The sequence below is a fragment of the Pseudoalteromonas lipolytica genome (genome assembly GCF_001306915.1).
Classification (GTDB): Bacteria; Pseudomonadota; Gammaproteobacteria; order Enterobacterales; family Alteromonadaceae; genus Pseudoalteromonas; species Pseudoalteromonas simplex.
Map to the genome: position 1 here is coordinate 1 of NZ_LJTC01000011.1, position 17,808 is coordinate 17,808.

Annotated in this window: 17 protein-coding genes; 13 read left to right on the forward strand and 4 right to left on the reverse strand. The window is 40.7% G+C overall.

The features are described from left to right. Positions 1-72: 72 nt before the first annotated feature. Positions 73-2,253, forward strand: coding sequence for a TonB-dependent hemoglobin/transferrin/lactoferrin family receptor (locus tag AOG27_RS15645; protein ID WP_054553944.1), 2,181 nt, complete (start codon positions 73-75; stop codon positions 2,251-2,253). A 49-nt stretch (positions 2,254-2,302) separates the two neighbouring features. Here AOG27_RS15645 and AOG27_RS15650 read toward each other — a convergent pair whose 3' ends face one another. Further along, positions 2,303-3,250 (reverse strand): AraC family transcriptional regulator, encoded by a 948-nt coding sequence (locus AOG27_RS15650; RefSeq protein WP_054553945.1) that lies wholly within the window; start codon positions 3,248-3,250, stop codon positions 2,303-2,305. A 97-nt stretch (positions 3,251-3,347) separates the two neighbouring features. Here AOG27_RS15650 and AOG27_RS15655 point away from each other — a divergent pair, with 97 nt between their 5' ends. The 12 genes from AOG27_RS15655 (at position 3,348) to AOG27_RS15710 (ending at position 14,572) form a co-directional block, all read left to right on the forward strand. Next, positions 3,348-3,668, forward strand: coding sequence for a DUF962 domain-containing protein (locus tag AOG27_RS15655; RefSeq protein ID WP_054553946.1), 321 nt, complete (start codon positions 3,348-3,350; stop codon positions 3,666-3,668). A 9-nt stretch (positions 3,669-3,677) separates the two neighbouring features. Next, complete coding sequence (locus tag AOG27_RS15660; RefSeq protein ID WP_054553947.1) at positions 3,678-4,427, forward strand: class II aldolase/adducin family protein; 750 nt, start codon at positions 3,678-3,680, stop codon at positions 4,425-4,427. A 9-nt stretch (positions 4,428-4,436) separates the two neighbouring features. After that, complete coding sequence (locus tag AOG27_RS15665; RefSeq protein ID WP_082389296.1) at positions 4,437-5,324, forward strand: bile acid:sodium symporter family protein; 888 nt, start codon at positions 4,437-4,439, stop codon at positions 5,322-5,324. 222 nt (positions 5,325-5,546) lie between these two features. Beyond that, the gene (locus AOG27_RS21920; RefSeq protein ID WP_054553948.1) at positions 5,547-6,230 is read left to right on the forward strand and encodes a PAS domain-containing protein; all 684 of its coding nucleotides are present in this window, start codon (positions 5,547-5,549) and stop codon (positions 6,228-6,230) included. A gap of 61 nt (positions 6,231-6,291) precedes the next feature. Further along, entirely contained in the window at positions 6,292-6,621 is a 330-nt protein-coding gene (locus AOG27_RS15675) for a DUF1801 domain-containing protein (protein ID WP_200909113.1), read from the forward strand. 171 nt (positions 6,622-6,792) lie between these two features. Next, positions 6,793-7,746 carry an SPFH domain-containing protein gene (locus tag AOG27_RS15680; protein ID WP_054553950.1) on the forward strand — a complete coding sequence of 318 codons (954 nt, stop codon included), beginning with the start codon at positions 6,793-6,795 and terminating at the stop codon, positions 7,744-7,746. Between the two features lie 8 nt (positions 7,747-7,754). Then, entirely contained in the window at positions 7,755-8,207 is a 453-nt protein-coding gene (locus tag AOG27_RS15685) for an NfeD family protein (RefSeq protein WP_054553951.1), read from the forward strand. Positions 8,208-8,310: 103 nt separating this feature from the next. Next, positions 8,311-9,147, forward strand: coding sequence for a patatin-like phospholipase family protein (locus AOG27_RS15690; protein ID WP_054553952.1), 837 nt, complete (start codon positions 8,311-8,313; stop codon positions 9,145-9,147). 88 nt (positions 9,148-9,235) lie between these two features. Further along, positions 9,236-11,434, forward strand: coding sequence for a hypothetical protein (locus tag AOG27_RS15695; protein ID WP_054553953.1), 2,199 nt, complete (start codon positions 9,236-9,238; stop codon positions 11,432-11,434). A gap of 194 nt (positions 11,435-11,628) precedes the next feature. Further along, a complete protein-coding gene (locus AOG27_RS15700; RefSeq protein WP_054553954.1) occupies positions 11,629-13,254 on the forward strand; it encodes a methyl-accepting chemotaxis protein in 1,626 nt (541 codons plus the stop codon). Positions 13,255-13,292: 38 nt separating this feature from the next. Next, positions 13,293-14,099: a substrate-binding periplasmic protein gene (locus tag AOG27_RS15705; protein ID WP_054553955.1), complete on the forward strand. Its 807-nt coding sequence runs from the start codon at positions 13,293-13,295 to the stop codon at positions 14,097-14,099. Between the two features lie 2 nt (positions 14,100-14,101). Then, on the forward strand, positions 14,102-14,572 hold the full coding sequence (locus tag AOG27_RS15710) for a DM13 domain-containing protein (RefSeq protein WP_054553956.1): 471 nt from the start codon (positions 14,102-14,104) through the stop codon (positions 14,570-14,572). Between the two features lie 87 nt (positions 14,573-14,659). On the opposite strand, the gene ahpF is transcribed toward AOG27_RS15710, so the two are convergent. The 3 genes from ahpF to AOG27_RS15725 form a co-directional block, all read right to left on the reverse strand. Beyond that, entirely contained in the window at positions 14,660-16,240 is a 1,581-nt protein-coding gene (ahpF, locus tag AOG27_RS15715; RefSeq protein ID WP_054553957.1) for an alkyl hydroperoxide reductase subunit F, read from the reverse strand. 155 nt (positions 16,241-16,395) lie between these two features. Next, positions 16,396-16,965: an alkyl hydroperoxide reductase subunit C gene (gene ahpC, locus AOG27_RS15720; protein ID WP_054553958.1), complete on the reverse strand. Its 570-nt coding sequence runs from the start codon at positions 16,963-16,965 to the stop codon at positions 16,396-16,398. A 207-nt stretch (positions 16,966-17,172) separates the two neighbouring features. Beyond that, positions 17,173-17,676 carry a 2,4'-dihydroxyacetophenone dioxygenase family protein gene (locus AOG27_RS15725; RefSeq protein ID WP_054553959.1) on the reverse strand — a complete coding sequence of 168 codons (504 nt, stop codon included), beginning with the start codon at positions 17,674-17,676 and terminating at the stop codon, positions 17,173-17,175. Positions 17,677-17,808 lie beyond the last annotated feature (132 nt).

Below are 17,808 nucleotides of genomic sequence, written 5' to 3' on the forward strand. Positions count from 1 at the left end.
GGCGTATTATTCTGGCAAAAATAAAACAGTTCTCTGTACACAAATAATATAAAGCTCCTAAGGAAACCAATAATGCGCCTAGCTAAAACACATTCTTTACGCATTTTAATCGCTGCGACTCTTGCAGCTTCTGCAACACCTACCATTGCCGATGAATCAATCAAAGCTGACGATTTAGAAGTAATTGTTGTTAGTGGCTCGCGTACTGAAAAACCATTAAAAGATGTTGCTGCGAGTATTTCTGTAATAACAAGTGACGATATTGAAAAACAAGTTGTTACTGATATGAGTCAATTATTCTTATATGACCCAAGTATTCAGGTAACTGGCCGTGTTGGCGGTGCACAAAACATTCAAGTACGAGGTATGGGTTCTGATCGTATTCTGATGATTAAAGACGGCATGCGAATGAACGAAGGCTACGGTGCAAACGGCTTGAACGATATTGTGGGTCGTGGCTTTATTGATACCGATACTTTAAAGCAAGTTGAAGTTGCAAAGGGTGCTGCATCTTCGCTTTATGGCTCAGATGCACTGGGCGGAATCGTGGTGTTTACAACTAAAGATGCAAGCGACTATTTACAAGACGGTGAGCAGTTTGGCGGCCGTGTGAAATTAGGTTACAGCGACTTAGATGATCAAACCAGTTTAGGTGCAACACTGTATGCTCAGCATGGTAACTTTGATCACCTATTAAGTGTAACCGCTCGTGATGGCGAGGAAGAGCAAAATAAACACCAAAGCAATGCGCCATTCGAAATTGATTCACAAAGCCTTCTTTACAAACTTAAATACAACATAAACGATAAAGATTACATTAACTTCTCTGCTGATCTGTGGCGCCAAGATGTCAATGGCGACAGTGCTGATGGCCTACTTACCTATTTCCGTGGCTTAGCAGAATATGGCTACAATATTGCCACCGAAAACACGCAAACCGAAAAAGACAGCGACTCATATCGCTTTAGTTACAACAATAATTCAGCCAATCGTTTATGGGATAGCGCTCAGTTTAACCTTTACTACACTAATAACCGCCAAGACGACCAAGAATATGCGTTATTAGACATCAATGCGCCAATGTTTGGTACCGTTGAAATGCGTGACATGTGGAAAACAGGCACCTATGAGCAAACAACCTATGGCCTGATCTCCCATGCTAGTAAAGCCTTAAATAAACATCACACTCTTGGTTATGGTATTGATGTTGAAACAACCGAAAGCTTACGCACTGTGCATGAATATCGTGAAGTTGAAGGCGAAACAACCAAAGATGATACCACCAATAAGTTCCCTAAAAATGATACTCTTCGTGCTGGTTTATTCATCAATGACGAAATCTCATTACTAAACGACAAACTGGTGGTAACGCCAGGTGTTCGTTTTGATTATTACAGCATGGATCCAAACGGCGCTTTAAAAACAGATGGTGAAGAATACGCTAAAATTGATGAAAGCAACCTCTCATTTAATTTAGGTGGCTTATATTATATCAATGATATGTTGAGCGCTTATGCGCAATACGGGCAAGGCTTTAAAGTACCTGCTTATGACCTAGCTTACATTGAGCATTATAACCAACCTACCGCTGAATACATTTATGAAGTATTACCTGCGGATGATTTAGATCCAGAGAAAAGCGATACTTTCGAGCTTGGTTTACGTGGCCACATAGGCGATTTTATTGTTACAGCAGCGGTATTCCACAACAAGTTTGATGACTTTTTAGCAACCGAATTAATAGATCGTGAAACTGTATTTAATGACGACGGCTCATTTGGATATATCCACGATAAATATCAGTATCAGAACATTGACTCAGTAACCATCAAAGGCGCAGAGTTTTCGACAACTTACTATGCAACAGATGCTATTTCTGTGTTTTTGAATGCAAGTTATCAAGACGGTAAAAATGACGAAACCGATGAATACATCAGCTCAATCAACCCTCTATCAGGTAACTTGGGTGTGAGCTTCCAAGGTGACACATTTGGTAGTGATTTAATCGTGAACTTTGCTAAAAAAATGACCAAAGTGAACGAAGGCAATTACGAAACACCAGGCTATGGTACGGTTGATTGGTTAGCACGAGCAAGCTTTGGTCAAGCTAATCTAAACTTAGCTATTCGCAACTTGTTCGACAAAACTTATTATCAGCATGGCAGCCTTGCGAACCACTCTGCATCAGATAGCTTAGAAGGGCTCGAAAGTTCTGGTCGTAGTATTTCTGCAAGCATTAGTTATAGCTTCTAATTAGTTTTTAAAACCTTGTCGAGTGCAGCAATGCACTCGACTTATGGCATTAATTTTTTTGCCTGTACACTTTTGGCGACATGCCATACCAGCGATGAAATGCATGATGAAATGCGCTAATTTCAGAGTAGCCACATAAAAAAGCTATTTCTGTGACTGATAAGTCTGTTTCGTTTAACAATGACACACTTTTTAGCTGTCTTAATCTTGCCAATTCTTTACTAAAATTTGTGCCCTCTTTTGCAAGACGCCGTTGCAACGTTTTTTCACTCATATTAAGTGCTTTTGCCATTGCTTTATTGGTGGTTTGGCCTTGAATTAAATGCTCTTCAAGTAAAATTCTCAGCACCTGCGTCACATTCGTTTGCGTCACCAGTTTCATCTGGCTTGATAACACAGGTTCACTATCGGTATTTTCGCTAAAAAATAGGCTATGGGTCGTAGCGCCGTATTCAATTTTGCAATTAAAGTGCGCATTAATCTCACTATGAGGCTCTTTACGTTGCAAGCAAATTCGCGTTGGGTGCCAATCTTTTCCCTTCACAGTGCGCGCTATTTTCACACAAAACGCCATGGGTGCCTCGTAGCTTAGCAGTGACATATCCCGCTCACCATCACTAAAGTTAAAGCGAAGTTCATATTCACTACCGTGATCGATTAGAGACACATTATGTGTATCGCCCATCAATTTTTGATAACGCAATATCAACCGAAAAGCACTCAATAGCTGTGTTGACTGAATAATAGCCATACCTACTACCGGAATAGCCCGTACATTCATGTTACTGCCAACATAAAGACCTAAATGCGTGTTTGGTAACATCGCTTGCGCCTGCTTCCAAAGCTTACTGACACTCGCTTGCGGGTATCGGGCTGTTTGGCTACTTAATTCTGCTAAAGGAATATTTGCCGCTGCAAACAACTCATTAATTGGTAAGCCCTGCCATTTAAACGACTCAGCCATAGCACGAAGCCACCAGCTTGATAAGGTTCTCATGCGCGTCCTAAACAAACAATTTAATGACCTATACTATCAAGTAAATAAAAGAATAAAAGCCTATTGTTAACCTGTAATTAACAACGGAGACAACAATATGGGCACTGTAGCAAGTAAACGCGAGTTCGCGAGCTTTAAAGAGTTTTACCCTTACTACTTACAAGAACATAAAAATAAAGTCTGTCGACGCTTACACTTCTTTGGCAGTTGGGTTGTTTTGGCTATTTTGTTTACCGCTATTTATCAGCAGCAATATAGCTGGTTAATTTTATGCCCTGTTGTGGGCTATGGCTTTGCTTGGGTTGGTCATTTCTTTTTTGAGAAAAATCGCCCTGCTACTTTTACACACCCTTTTTATAGCTTTATTGGTGATTGGGTGATGTTTAAAGACATTATTATTCGCAAAGTACCATTTTAGGAAAACACCATGACCATGAAACACACAGTATCAGAACAAGAATGGCAAGCCCGTGTTGAGCTCGCTGCCGCGTATCGCCTAGTGGCTTTATATGGCTGGGATGATTTAATTTTTACCCATATTTCAATGCGCGTTCCCGGCACAGACAACGAGTTTTTGATAAACCCGTATGGCATGATGTTTCACGAAATTACCGCATCAAGTCTTATCAAAGTAGATCAACAATGTAATAAGCTGCATGACAGCGAATACCCAGTTAATCCTGCGGGGTTTAATATTCATAGCTGTATTCATATGGCGCGAGATGATGCCCATTGCGTTATTCACACCCACTCACTCAATGGCACGGCAGTGTCTGCCAACAAAGACGGCTTATTGCCTATCTCTCAGCAAGCTGTTGTTGTGCACTCAGGTCTGGGTTATCACGACTACGAAGGCATTGCTCTTAATCCTGCAGAACAAGACCGTTTAGTTAATGATCTCGGCACGAACAACTTTCTAATGCTGCGCAATCATGGCCTATTAACTGTGGGTAAAACGGTCGCTGATGCATTTTTGTTTATGTATGTTTTTGAAGCGGCATGCGCTGTACAAACTCGTACGTCACAGAATACCGAACAACTCGTACAAGTACCTAGCGCGATTATTGATGGTATCAAAGGGCAAACTGAGGTTGCTACAAAGGGATTGGGTGGCGCAATTGTTTGGCCTGCCTTACTGCGCTTACTCGACAATAAAAGCCCGGGTTACGATCAATAAGGATACACCATGCAAATTGATATCATGACTAAAATAGTGCTGCCTTTAGCACTATTTATCATCATGTTTGGCATGGGGTTAGGGCTTAAAAAGCAAGACTTTGGGGCATTATTTATTAGCCCCAAAGCACTTTCAATAGGCTTAAGCTGCCAACTACTGTTATTGCCAAGCGTTGCGTTTTTAATAGCAATGAGTTTTACCCTAACCCCTGAGCTCGCTATAGGCCTGATCTTAGTGGCTTGCTGCCCGGGTGGTGTGACTTCTAACCTCTATACCTATTTATTCAAAGGGGATGTTGCGCTGTCAATAAGTCTAACAACGCTAGCAACATTTATCTCACCGTTTACCTTGCCACTAATTATGCATTTTGCCATGCAAACAATGAGTGTGCCGGGCCACGAATTCGCTTTGCCAGTGATTAAAACCATAGTGCAAATGCTAATGATAACGGTACTTCCTGTTTGCTTAGGAATGGTATTTAATCACTTTAAACCCCATTTGAGCTTGAAAATAGAACCCTTTATTCGTCGTTTTTCGAGTGTATTCTTAATTGTGATAGTACTTAGCATTATTCATAAAAATGCTGACCAAATGCTGAGCTTTTTTGCGACCAGTGGCATTGCAACGCTGACATTAAACCTCAGCACGCTGTTACTTGGGCTGTTTTTTGCAAAAATATCGGGCTTAGATCACAAGCAACAAATGAGCATTGCGGTTGAAGTTGGGCTACAAAATGGCACCCTTGCCATTTTAATTGCGAGCACCTTAATCAACAATGCAGCTATGGCCATTCCTGGTGCAACCTATAGCTTATCTATGTTCGTAACGGGCTATATTTTTTGTCGCTTATTTAGCGCGCATCATACAAAGCACCTTGCCATTCTCAACAAAGCTTAAAAGCCAAAAGTGATGACTAAAAACAAGGATGTTTTTAGCATGAAGAGCACATCCCCCAAAAGTAATAACAAAGTTCATCAACCATCTTAACTAATAACTTTCTATTTATTTTTCAAAACTATACCTAAATTATTAGTTGTGAGATTAACACTGTGGTCAGTCTTGTTTAATAGCATTTTTTCATTCACTATCAATTTATGGCTTGTCATATAAGGACATATTGTGGCCGAACTTACTAACACTAAATTGCCTGTCCATATTGCTGAATTAAAGTTTGCACTTGATAACGTACCTGCATACGTTTATATAAAAAACGAACTATCCCATTATGTATATGCTAATAAACTTACACTCAGTCTACTGGCGTGCACAGAACAGGAACTTCAATTCAAAAGCGATAAAGATTTCTTTGCGCTTAATGATGTTAAGAAACTAGCTAAAATCGATTCGCGTGTGATCAAAGGAGAGCGCACAAGAGAAGAAGTGGAGTTAAATTTCCCTGATGGAAACAAATATATTTTTTGGGAAGTAAAAACTCCAATTTTTTGTGACACAGAGCCAAATAAGGTTATTGGGATTTTAGGTATTTCGACAGATATTACTGAACGAAAACAACTTGAAAAACAGCTCCTCTATGATGCATCTACAGATCCTTTAACAAAACTCTTAAACCGCCGATATTTTTATTCTCGCCTATCACTTGCGTTACAAGTTAGTAAACAAGACCTAAACTATGGTGCTGTCATCTTTATCGATCTTAACAAGTTTAAAGAGTTAAACGACCAATATGGTCATCTCATTGGAGATGCATACCTTATAGAAGTTGCTAACAGGATGAAAGCGGTCGTTCGCGACAAAGACTGTTTAGCGCGCATCGGCGGGGATGAATTCGTAATAACCCAATGATGCCAATGTAGATACATTTATTAGCCGTATTGAACACCCAACCAGAAAGGCAGATGCAAAGGTGTTACTCGAACTATTTAGTAAAGTAACCAAACAAACTCCCGTCATGTGGGGCGACTCAATCATTGGCTTTGGTAACTACAGTTATCGAAACTCGAAAGGGGAATACAACTGGTTGATGACTGGCTTTTCACCACGAAAAAGCAATTTAACCCTATATGTAATGCAAGGGTTTAGCACTTACAGCGATGAACTTTTAACGCTAGGCAAAACAAAGCACGCTAAATCTTGCCTTTACATTAATAAACTCAGCGATATAGATCTAAATGCGCTTGAGCAATTCTTAATTAAAGTTGTGGCAGATATGCGAGCAAAGTACCAATGTAGTTAATGACTATAAACTGCTTAAAATCTATCTATCTGATGTATAGCTTTCTGAATGTAGTGACATATGCTGTTACTATTACTCGCTAATTTAGCCTTATAAATCATTGGCGCAGGTTGCTTTGTGGTGGTAATCTGAGCTGTGAAAAATAATTTTAATTGTATCTAAGGAAAGTACATGGATCCCATTTCTAGCGTTTTAGACCTGTTGTTAAATGTAGAAGTCTTTCTTCTAATTTTTGTTTTAGTGCTACTAAAAAGCAGCGTTAAATTTGTACCACAAAACCGTGCTTGGTTAATCGAGCGTTTTGGTAAGTACCATTCAACTAAAGAAGCCGGCTTAAACTTTATTGTGCCATTTATTGACCGTATAGCCGCTGATCGCAGTTTAAAAGAACAAGCGCAAGATGTACCTTCGCAGTCTGCGATCACGAAAGATAATATCTCGCTCATCGTCGATGGTGTGCTGTATTTCCGTGTGCTTGACCCGTATAAAGCTACGTATGGTGTTGATGACTATGTGTTTGCGGTTACTCAACTATCACAAACAACAATGCGCTCTGAGCTTGGCAAAATGGAGCTAGATAAAACCTTTGAAGAGCGCGACATGTTAAACACCAACATAGTTACCGCGATTAACCAAGCTTCTGAGCCTTGGGGTATTCAGGTTTTACGTTACGAGATTAAAGATATTGTGCCACCTAACTCTGTCATGGAAGCGATGGAAGCACAAATGAAAGCAGAACGTGTAAAACGTGCACAAATTTTAGAATCAGAAGGTGATCGTCAGTCTGCTATCAATGTGGCAGAAGGTAAAAAGCAAGCCCAAGTCCTTGCAGCAGAAGCTGAAAAAGCCGAGCAAATTTTACGCGCTGAAGGTGAAGCAAAAGCGATTATCGCCGTTGCTGAAGCACAAGCAGATGCACTACGTAAAGTAGGTGAAGCCGCCGATACAGAGCAAGGCCAAAAAGCAATTCAACTTGACCTTGCTACTAAAGCTATTGCTGCTAAAGAGGCCATTGCCCGTGAGTCATCTGTAGTATTACTGCCAGAGAGTGGCACAGATGCAAGCTCGCTTGTAGCTCAAGGCATGTCTATTATTAACTCTTTGAATAAAAAGCAACAAAGTTAGGTGAGCTAATGGCATTTTTAGATACCCATTTAGCCGAAGCACTGATGATTATAGGTGTTATCGCGCTCATTGTTGAAGTTGCTGTACTAGGTATGAGTACTTATGTATTACTGTTTTTAGGCTTATCTTTATTTGCCAGTGGCTTACTAATGAATATAGGCCTACTTGATACAAGTTACACCACCGCGCTTTGGAGCAATATTGTATTTACTCTTGGTTTTGCACTCGTGCTTTGGAAACCACTCAAACGCATGCAAGATAAAACCGATACAACACCAATACATAGCGATTTTGCTGAACTTACCTTTGTCGTTAACGCTGATGTTGATGATAAAGGTTTAACCACGCATCAGTATTCGGGGATTACATGGCAATTAAAAAGTCACTTTCCCATTGCGGCGGGTAGCACAGTAAAAGTCACCGATAAACAAGTCGGTGTACTTTGGGTAGAGGCGATATAACTCAGCTAGCGTCAAACTTCACTTAGAGTCAAAACTCTATTTCGTTTTGTAACCGTGTTTGTTATGGTTAGAAGCATTCACGGTTACAAGCAAGGTTGCGAAAATGAACAATAACAGGGCTCTCGTTGTAGAAGGTGGCGCAATGCGTGGTATTTTTGCCACTGGCGTACTGGATTCTTTTATTCAAGCTAATTACCAACCTTTTACTCAATGCTATGGTGTTTCTGCCGGAGCCACTAACATTGCCGCTTATTTGTGTGCGCAATACAAACGTAACCATGCGGTGATCACCGATTACTCTTGCAGACCTGAGTTCATCGACTTTGTTCGTTTTATTAAAGGTGGCCACCTATTTGATTTAGACTGGCTGTGGCAAGAAACCATGCGTGATATTCGCCTTGATCTCGACACTTTCGAAAAACAAGCCAGTGAGTTTTATATTGTCACAACCAATATAAAAACTGGTCAGGCTGAGTATTTAAAAGCAAGTACAACACTTCTTGAAGAGCAATTAAAAGCCTCATGCGCACTACCCATTGCTTATCGAGAATTCCCCGTTATCGATAATTTACAACTCACTGATGGCGGCGTGGCAGATTCGATTCCAATTCGTAAAGCATACGAAATGGGCAATAAAGAAATCACCGTGATTTTATCTCAGCCTCTTGGCTATAAGAAAAAGCCTTCAAAAGCGCCGTGGTTTGTAAAACGTCTTTATAAGAACACCCCGGCATTAGCAGAAGCCACCTTAAGACGTGCAGAAAATTACAATCAAAGTATTGATTTTATTGCCAACCCACCAAGCGATTGTAAAATTAATATTATTGCACCACCACCCGACTTTGCTGTTGGTCGAACAACGAAATCATTTGAAAAACTCAGTGCAGGCTATGAAATGGGCTTAAATGCGGGCTCGCAATTTTTAACTCAAGGCGCCTAAGCTAACGCTTTAAAAATAGGCGCTGTTTTCAAGCGTTTTCGATGCCATTGGCTATACTTTAAAGAGTTACGTTAGCCAAGGATTGACCATGAAACTCTTCCTACCTTTTATCACTGCCTTCAGGGTATTAATACTCTCTTCTTTATGTTTATGTTCATTTTTTAGCAAAGCTATTGAGTGGCCTCAACAAGTAAAAACAAACCAAGGCACACTCATTGTTTACCAGCCACAACCCGAGAAACTAAACGGTAATACTTTAACAGCCCGTGCAGCAATGTCTTTTTCGCTTTCCGGTAATGACGCAGTGTTCGGCGTGTTTTGGTTTAGAGCTAAATTTGATACTGACCGCGAAAACGATACCGTCATCGTTCGCAATATGACAGTCACCGATGTACGCTGGCCTGAATCAAAAGATGCTGGAGAACAAAAATTTACTGCTGTCGTTAATGAAGCAATAAAAGCCAGCCAATTCGAAACCTCGCTTTCGCAACTCACCGCCAGCCTTGAAAGTGCAGAAGCAGCAGAGCAGAGTTTAACGCAATTAAAAACCGACCCTCCAACGATTATATTCAAAGAGCAACTGTCGGTACTGCTGAGTTTTGATGGTGAACCTAAGTTTAGTAAAGTTGAAAACAGCCAATATGAGCGTGCTTTAAACACCGCCATGACAGTGATTAAAGATAGCAAAAGCAAACTTTGTTATCTCACCGATGGGCAATTTTGGTATCAGGCAAAACAAGCCAAAGGGCCTTATGAATTCACTCAAACGCCACCTACCGAACTTGTAAAAATGCTCCCTAAAGATACTGAAAGTTCAGGTCTTAGTGCGCCACCAGCCATTGTTGTAGCCACTAAACCCACCGAACTTATTGCCACTGATGGCGCAGCTAAATGGAAAAGCTTAACCGGTGGCGAGCTCATGTATGTGTTTAACACTGAAACCCCGTGGCTACGTGAAATGCAAACGAATAACATGTATGTCTTGTTATCTGGGCGTTGGTATCGCGCAAAACAACAAACAGGCCCATGGACATTTGTACGCGGCGACGAACTACCCGAAAGCTTTGCCAATATTCCACCTGAATCAGATTTAGCTGGCCTCAGAGTTTCGGTTGCCGGCACAGAAGAAGCTGACGAAGCAGTATTAGATGCAAAAGTGCCGCAAACAGCGGCTATCAGCCGTAAAGATACCAGTTTAACTGTGTACTATGATGGCAAACCTAAGTTTGAACGAATCCCGGGCACGCAAGTTTCTTATGCTATTAATACCGACGCACAAGTGCTGCAAATTAAAGGCAAATATTATGCAGTCGATAATGCGGTGTGGTTTAAGGCAGATTCCGCACAAGGGCCTTGGCTTGTTGCTGATAGCATTCCAAAAGAAGACATAGCAAAAATTCCTCCAAGCTCCCCCGTTTACAACGTCACTTACGTCGAGATATACGAGTCAACTCCTGAGGTGGTGTATGTTGGTTATTACCCAGGTTACATGTGGTCATACCCTTATTATGGCGTGCCAGTGTATGGAACGGGTTGGTATTACCCGCCATACTGGGGCGGTGGCTACTACTACCCTCGCCCACCGACTTGGGGTTTTAATATTGGCTATAACAACTGGACAGGTTGGTCGTTTGGCTTGAGCTGGAGCAATGGCTTTTTGAATCTAGGTATGAATTGGCATGTCGGCTGGCCAACAAATTACCGACCTTATCATTGCTGTAATGGCTGGTATGGCGGTGGTTACCGCGGCCCAGTTTTTATTAATAATGGCAACATCAATATTGGTAACAAAATTAATATCGGCCATAAACCAGGTCATCTTAATAAACAGCCAAGACATAACATTTATAAACGCGATAAAAGTAAATCTCGTCTTGCTTCAAAGCAGCAAGTGAAACGCGATTTAAAAACCGCCATCAGCCAACGCGATAAGGCAAACAACGTGTTTGCGGATAAAAATGGAAACGTGCTCAAGCATGATGCCGATAAATGGCAACAACGTGTTGAGGGAAAATGGCAAACATTACCTTCTGATAAACAGCAACAAATCAAAGATCGGGCACAAAACATTGACCGCCAGCAAGTGCAAAATAAATTGCAAAGCATAGATAAAAGTAAAGCGAAACAAGCATTACAGCAGCGTCAGCATATGCAAAACAGGCAGCAAAATCGTATGCAGCAATTAAATAGGGCGAATAGAGCACGTCAGCAAGGAATGCAACGCCAACAAATGCGCCGCAATACACAAAGACAGATACCAAGGCAAATGCCTAATCGCGGCCATTAATGTAAAAATAGGAACAAAACAAAGCCAACGTGAAAATTGGCTTTGTTGCCTACAATATAAAGTCTGCATATGGTGACTTTACTAACTAAATGAGGTCTATCAAAAGAAAAACCCATCAAACAATTGCAAAAACTTGCTTAAAACCATTTCTCTATTAGTTTTAATAATAAGTCCCTACAAAAGTTTGCTCGCTCATGTTAAATAACTACACTGTTCGTACGAGATTAGCTGTCTTAGCTTTGTTACCAGTTGCTGTTTTTGTGATCACATCTATTTTCACGATGTCGATGATGTCTAATATGGTCAAAGGAATTGATAGTTTGTATAGAGACAGAGTACTTCCGTTAGAGCAAATAAAAACAGTATCGGACAATTACGCTGTTAACATTGTTGATTTATTTCATAAATACCGCGCTGATCAAATCTCCAAAGCTGACTTTCTAGCCGCAGTTGAAAACGCAAAGAATGTTGCTGACAATAAATGGAAAAGCTATTTAGCAACAAAACTCACTTCCGAAGAACAACGCTTAGTTAATATTGTTGAAAAGAATCTCTCTGTAGTCGAAAGTGAACTTAGCAGGTTTTTAAACCAAGTTAACAGTAACCAGCTAAAAGCGATCCCTAATGAGGTGTTTGTAAAAGAACTTTACGACGTGTTTGACCCTCTCAGTGAAAGTTATCAAGGTCTGATTAATTTACAGATCAATGAAGCCAACAAATTTAAAAATGCGGCAGATAAAGACTTTTCCCAAGTCACTATCGCAATGACAGCTTCGATAACTATTTTAATTATTATCTTGTTGTTTATCGCTTTTGTTATTTATCGTTCTATTCACAACCCTCTGTTATCGCTGAGCGAAACAATAGGATCAATCTCTGAAAACGCTGATTTACGGCTCCGCGCAAAAACCCATGGTAATGATGAGATAGCTCAGGCAGCAAACCACTTTAACGCTATGATGGAGCGCATTCATGCTCTTGTAAATGATGTAACCAGCGCAACACTTACTCTCTCATCTGCCGCTGAGCAAATGAACTCAATTAGCGACCAAGTTGCCAGCACTGCCACTGAACAAGAACAACAATCGGCAATGATTGCTACTGCTATTACGCAAATGAGCAGTGCTATTGAACAAGTTGCAGCTAATGCGCTTGCGACTTCAGAAAAAGCCACCCACACAGATAAGACAGCGAAGCTTGGCCAACAGTCTGTACAAGAAAATATCGATGCAATTAACCACTTGTCGCATATAGTTAATACCAATACTCAACTTATCAATGAGTTAAATACACAATCAACAGATATCAACCAAGTGGTAATGATGATTCAAGGGGTTGCTGAACAAACAAATTTACTTGCGTTAAATGCGGCCATTGAAGCAGCACGCGCAGGTGAGTCGGGTCGCGGTTTCGCTGTGGTGGCTGATGAAGTAAGGCAACTTGCGCACAACACGCAAAAAGCCACAGCGAGTATTAACGAAATGATCAGTAAACTACAAGCAATGGCGCAGCAAGCAGTGACCGCCATGGGTAATGCCGACGAAAGTGCTAAACAAAGTGTTGAATACGCAGAACGCTCATCACAATTACTGACTGAAATCACTCAAGAAATGGCACTTATTGCCGATATGAACAATGAAGTTTCTACCGCAACAGATGAACAAACAATCGTTGCCAACGAACTTAGTTGTAATATCAATGAATTTAGCAGTAGTATTTCACTAGTTAGCGAAAGCTCGCAGCAAAACGCTCAAGCAAGTCAAGAATTAGCTTCATTAGCGTCGCGATTACAGCAACAGGTCCATGTATTCAAAGTATGATGGGCAACTGATTACTTTGCACACAGAGATCCTAATAAATGACTACAATTTGGCGCCTGTTTTTATTATTTTTAGCTTTACATTGTTCTTACGCAATCGCGCAAAGTCAAATTGTAATCCAACTTGCTAAACCTATTTATACTGATGCAGTCAAACAGCAATACATTCATAAAATACTTACGAAAAGCTTTGCCGCGGTAAATGCTGATATTATCATCCGATATGATTCGCAACCAATGAATGATAAACGAATAGTAGAGCAACTTAGCCACAACAAAGCCATAACTCTCGCCTGGCTGTCATTACCTTCTCAGTTAAGTAATACCTTAGTAAAAACAACTATTCCTATTTATAAAGGCTTACACGGTAAACGGCTACTAATTATTCATAAAAAAGAGCAACTAAAATTTAAAGCTATCAAAAACTTGGAACAATTAAGACCGCTACTTGCAGTGCAGCAACAAAGCTGGTCAGATTATGATGTGCTAAAAGCAAATGGTTTATCTGTAAATGGAGAGCTTGATTACGCAGGAATGGTCAAAGCACTTGAAAGTGGTCTAGCAGATTACTTTCCTCGTTCTGCATTAGCAATAGGTGTAGAACTTCAGCGACTACAACAAACAAACTTTGTCATTGCGCCAGACATTATGTTGCAATACCCCAATGACTATTACTTTTACTTAAGTAAAGAAAATCAAAATATTAGGGATTTGCTAGAACAAGGCATGCAAAAGATACAGCAATCGGGTGAACTTGAGCAGCTTTATTTACAACACTTTGGTGATGTTGAAAAGCAATTTTCTTTAAGTCAACGCCACATCATAAACTTAAAAAATAGGGAATAATAATGCTAAAAGCACTGTTAATTTTCATCATAGCATTGGCTATTTTTGCTGCGGGCTTTATGGCTGGGATATACAGTTTGCCAATTTTAACTGAGCAACCAGCCCCTGAAATCAAGACTCTTGAACAACATCAAACGAGAGCTCTGTTTAGTGCAGAGTTTAAACCTGATCTTAAAGGCTCAGATCGCCTTCATTATGGTGATGGTATGGTTTATCTAACGAATGATGCTATTTCTATGCAAGGCACGTTATCACCAGGGCCTGACTATCAACTTTATCTATCGCGAAACTTTATTGATAACGAAGCCGATTTTTTAGCACAAAAAGGCACCATGCAGCGTGTTGCAGGGGTGCGTTCGTTCAACGGCTTTAAATTAGTTGTGCCACAAGGTATTGATGTCAGAGATTACAATACTGTGATTATTTGGTGTGAAAGTTTTGAGGAATTTATAACTGCAGCACAGTATCAGTAGCTCGATGAATAAAACAAAGCCGCCTTTGGAGAGGGCGGCTTTAAAGCGGCAGCTATGGGTGTGAGCTGCCTAATCAAGAGTCGCTAATTAAGCTGCATCTTCGGTGTTTTGAATCTCATCGCTGTGGCGAATTAAGTAATCAAATGCACCTAAACTTGCCGTTGCACCACTGCCCATGGCAATAATGATTTGCTTAAACGGCGTTGTTGTTGCATCACCTGCCGCGTAAACACCCGGTAATGATGTTGCACCTTTGCTGTCTATTTCGATTTCGCCAAAGCGAGTCAGTACTAGTTCTGAATCTTTTAACCATTCAGTGTTTGGCACCAAGCCGATTTGCACAAAGATACCTGCAAGCTCAAGTGATTTTTCATCGCCAGAGATACGGTCAATATAGCTTAAGCCTGTTACTCGTTTACCATCACCTACAACTTCTGTTGTTTGCGCGTTTTTGATAATCGTAATGTTGTTTAAGCTATTTGCTTTGCGAATAAGTACTTCGTCAGCACGTAAGGTATCAGCAAATTCGAGCACAGTGACATGCTCAACAATGTTTGCAAGGTCGATTGCCGCTTCAATACCTGAGTTACCACCACCGATAACCGCAACCGCTTTACCTTTAAATAACGGGCCATCGCAGTGAGGGCAGTAAGCAACGCCATGACCGCGATACTCTTTTTCACCGGGTACATTCATTTCACGCCAGCGTGCACCAGTTGCTAATACCACTGACTTAGCATTTAACACCGCGCCATTTTCTAGCGTGATTTGGTAATTACCTTGTTTAGTAAGCGATGCCGCACGTTGGTTTTGCATCACATCTACGTCGTATTCTTTTACGTGTTCTTCAAGTTGAGCAACTAATTTAGGACCTTCGGTCGCTTTTACTGAGATAAAGTTTTCAATTGCTAACGTGTCTGAAACCTGACCACCAAAACGCTCTGCCACAACACCGGTATTTAAGCCTTTACGCGCCGAATAAATTGCCGCAGAAGCCCCTGCCGGACCACCACCAACAACAAGTACATCGAATAACTCTTTATCGTTCAGTGCTTCGGCTTGGCGTGCAGCCGCTTTGGTATCTACTTTATTTAGAATGTCGGTCAGGTTAACAGCGCCTTGGCTGAATAACTCTCCATTTAAGTACACAGCTGGTACTGCTAACACATTACGCTCGTTCACTTCGTCTTGGAACAAGGCGCCATCAATCATAGTCGCCGTAATATTTTCATTGTGTGCCGCCATCAAGTTAAGTGCTTGCACTACTTGCGGACATGTTTGACAACTTAATGAAATATATACTTCAAAGTTGAGTGGCCCAGGCAATGATTTAATTTGTTCAATTTCAGTCTCTGATGCCTTGCTTGGATGACCTCCAGTGTGAAGAAGTGCAAGGATCAAGCTTGTGAATTCGTGGCCCATAGGCACACCCGCAAATGTGATTTGCGTATTGTTAATAGGTGAAGATACCACCATAGACGGACGACGTACGTCTTGGTTAGGGTTATCTCGCACCGAGAATTTGTCGCTTAACGATGCTAAATCGTTCGCTAAGTTTTTAAGTTCTGTTGATTTATTGCTGTCATCCAAGGCGATAAGCAGCTCAACAGGGCTGGTAATAGAAGCAAAGTGGCTTGTTAATTGGTTTTTGATATTCGTATCTAACATGGCTTAGCCCTTGAGTTCAGAATCAATAATCTAGAAAAATTTTAGGGATAACTGCCCATCACCCGCTAATGTGCTTAATATGAGTTGTGAAGGGCAATTAAGGTTGCATTGAGATAGCAAAGCAAAGCTTTGCTATCGTTTAATGCTGTGACAAATTAGATTTTGCCAACTAGGTCTAGTGAAGGAGCAAGTGTCTCTTCACCTGGCTGCCATGATGCAGGACATACTTCACCGTCGTGGTTAGCAATGTACTGTGCAGCTTGTACTTTACGTACTAACTCTTTCGCGCTACGGCCGATACCTAAGTCGTGAGTTTCGATTACTTTGATTTCGCCTTCAGGGTTCATTACGAATGTACCGCGAAGAGCAAGACCTTCGTCTTCAATCATCACACCGAAGTTACGAGTAATACGACCTGTAGGGTCACCAATCATTGGGAATTTGATTTTACCAATTGTGTCAGACGTATCGTGCCATGCTTTGTGAGTGAAGTGCGTGTCAGTTGATACTGAGTAAACCTCAACACCCATTTCTTGAAGCTGCTCGTAGTAATCAGCAACATCACCAAGCTCTGTAGGACATACGAAAGTAAAGTCAGCTGGGTAGAAGAAGAAGATTGACCACTTACCTAGCACGTCTTTTTCTGTTAGTTCTACAAAGTCACCGTTGTGGTAAGCTGTTGCATTGAATGGTTGTAGTTTTGTGTTAATTAATGAAGTGCTCATAATATTCCTCATTGATGTATTTAAAAAGTTTAATTAACGCAGCCTTGCGTCTGCTTGATTAATACAATAGAGGCCTGAGCGATTAAAATAAAATTGATTGTTTAGATTAAATTGATTTATTTTTTAGATTGAAAGATTGGAAATAGCAAAAACTACAAAGCCCTCAATAACTTACGCAATCAAGGGCCTTCATTTCAGGGAATAAAATTACTTACTAAAACCGTATAAACTCTTTGGTTTTATGTAGTTAGGCTCAATTCCTTGCTCTTTTGCAGCTGCTAACATAACTTGTTCAATCCAACCTGCATCCATAATGTTCATATAGTTGCCATCTGGGTCAAAGTTAATATTGGCTCCCATTACTATCATAAAGGTATCGGTCACTTCAGTGTTGTCTGCTGGGACTTGAAATTGATGAATCGAACCGCCTGGTTCAAATAAATAGCTACCCGCTACTTGTAAATCGTCAGGGTACTCAGTGTAGTGCCAGCTGCCCGCCATGGTATATAAATGCACAACACCAGTGTGAAAGTGCTTTGGCAAAACTGTACCCGGTTCAAATAAAACGCGTAAAACCCATACCCCATTCTCAGAATCCAGCATGAGTGGATAAATGTGCACGCCTGGTAAAGCGTTTTTAATTAGCTTTTCATCATTGGTATGAATAGTGAGTAAAAAATCTTGATGATTAATAATATCTGGTAATGCCATGTGTGTGCCCTCTTTAATGCGTGTTAGTAAATCAGCGTATTGTTTACGTTAATACATTGTTAAACTTTACTGACCTGTATTACTTTACTTTGTACGCAATTTTTTTTACTTTTTACGCCAGAGCACAAAAAA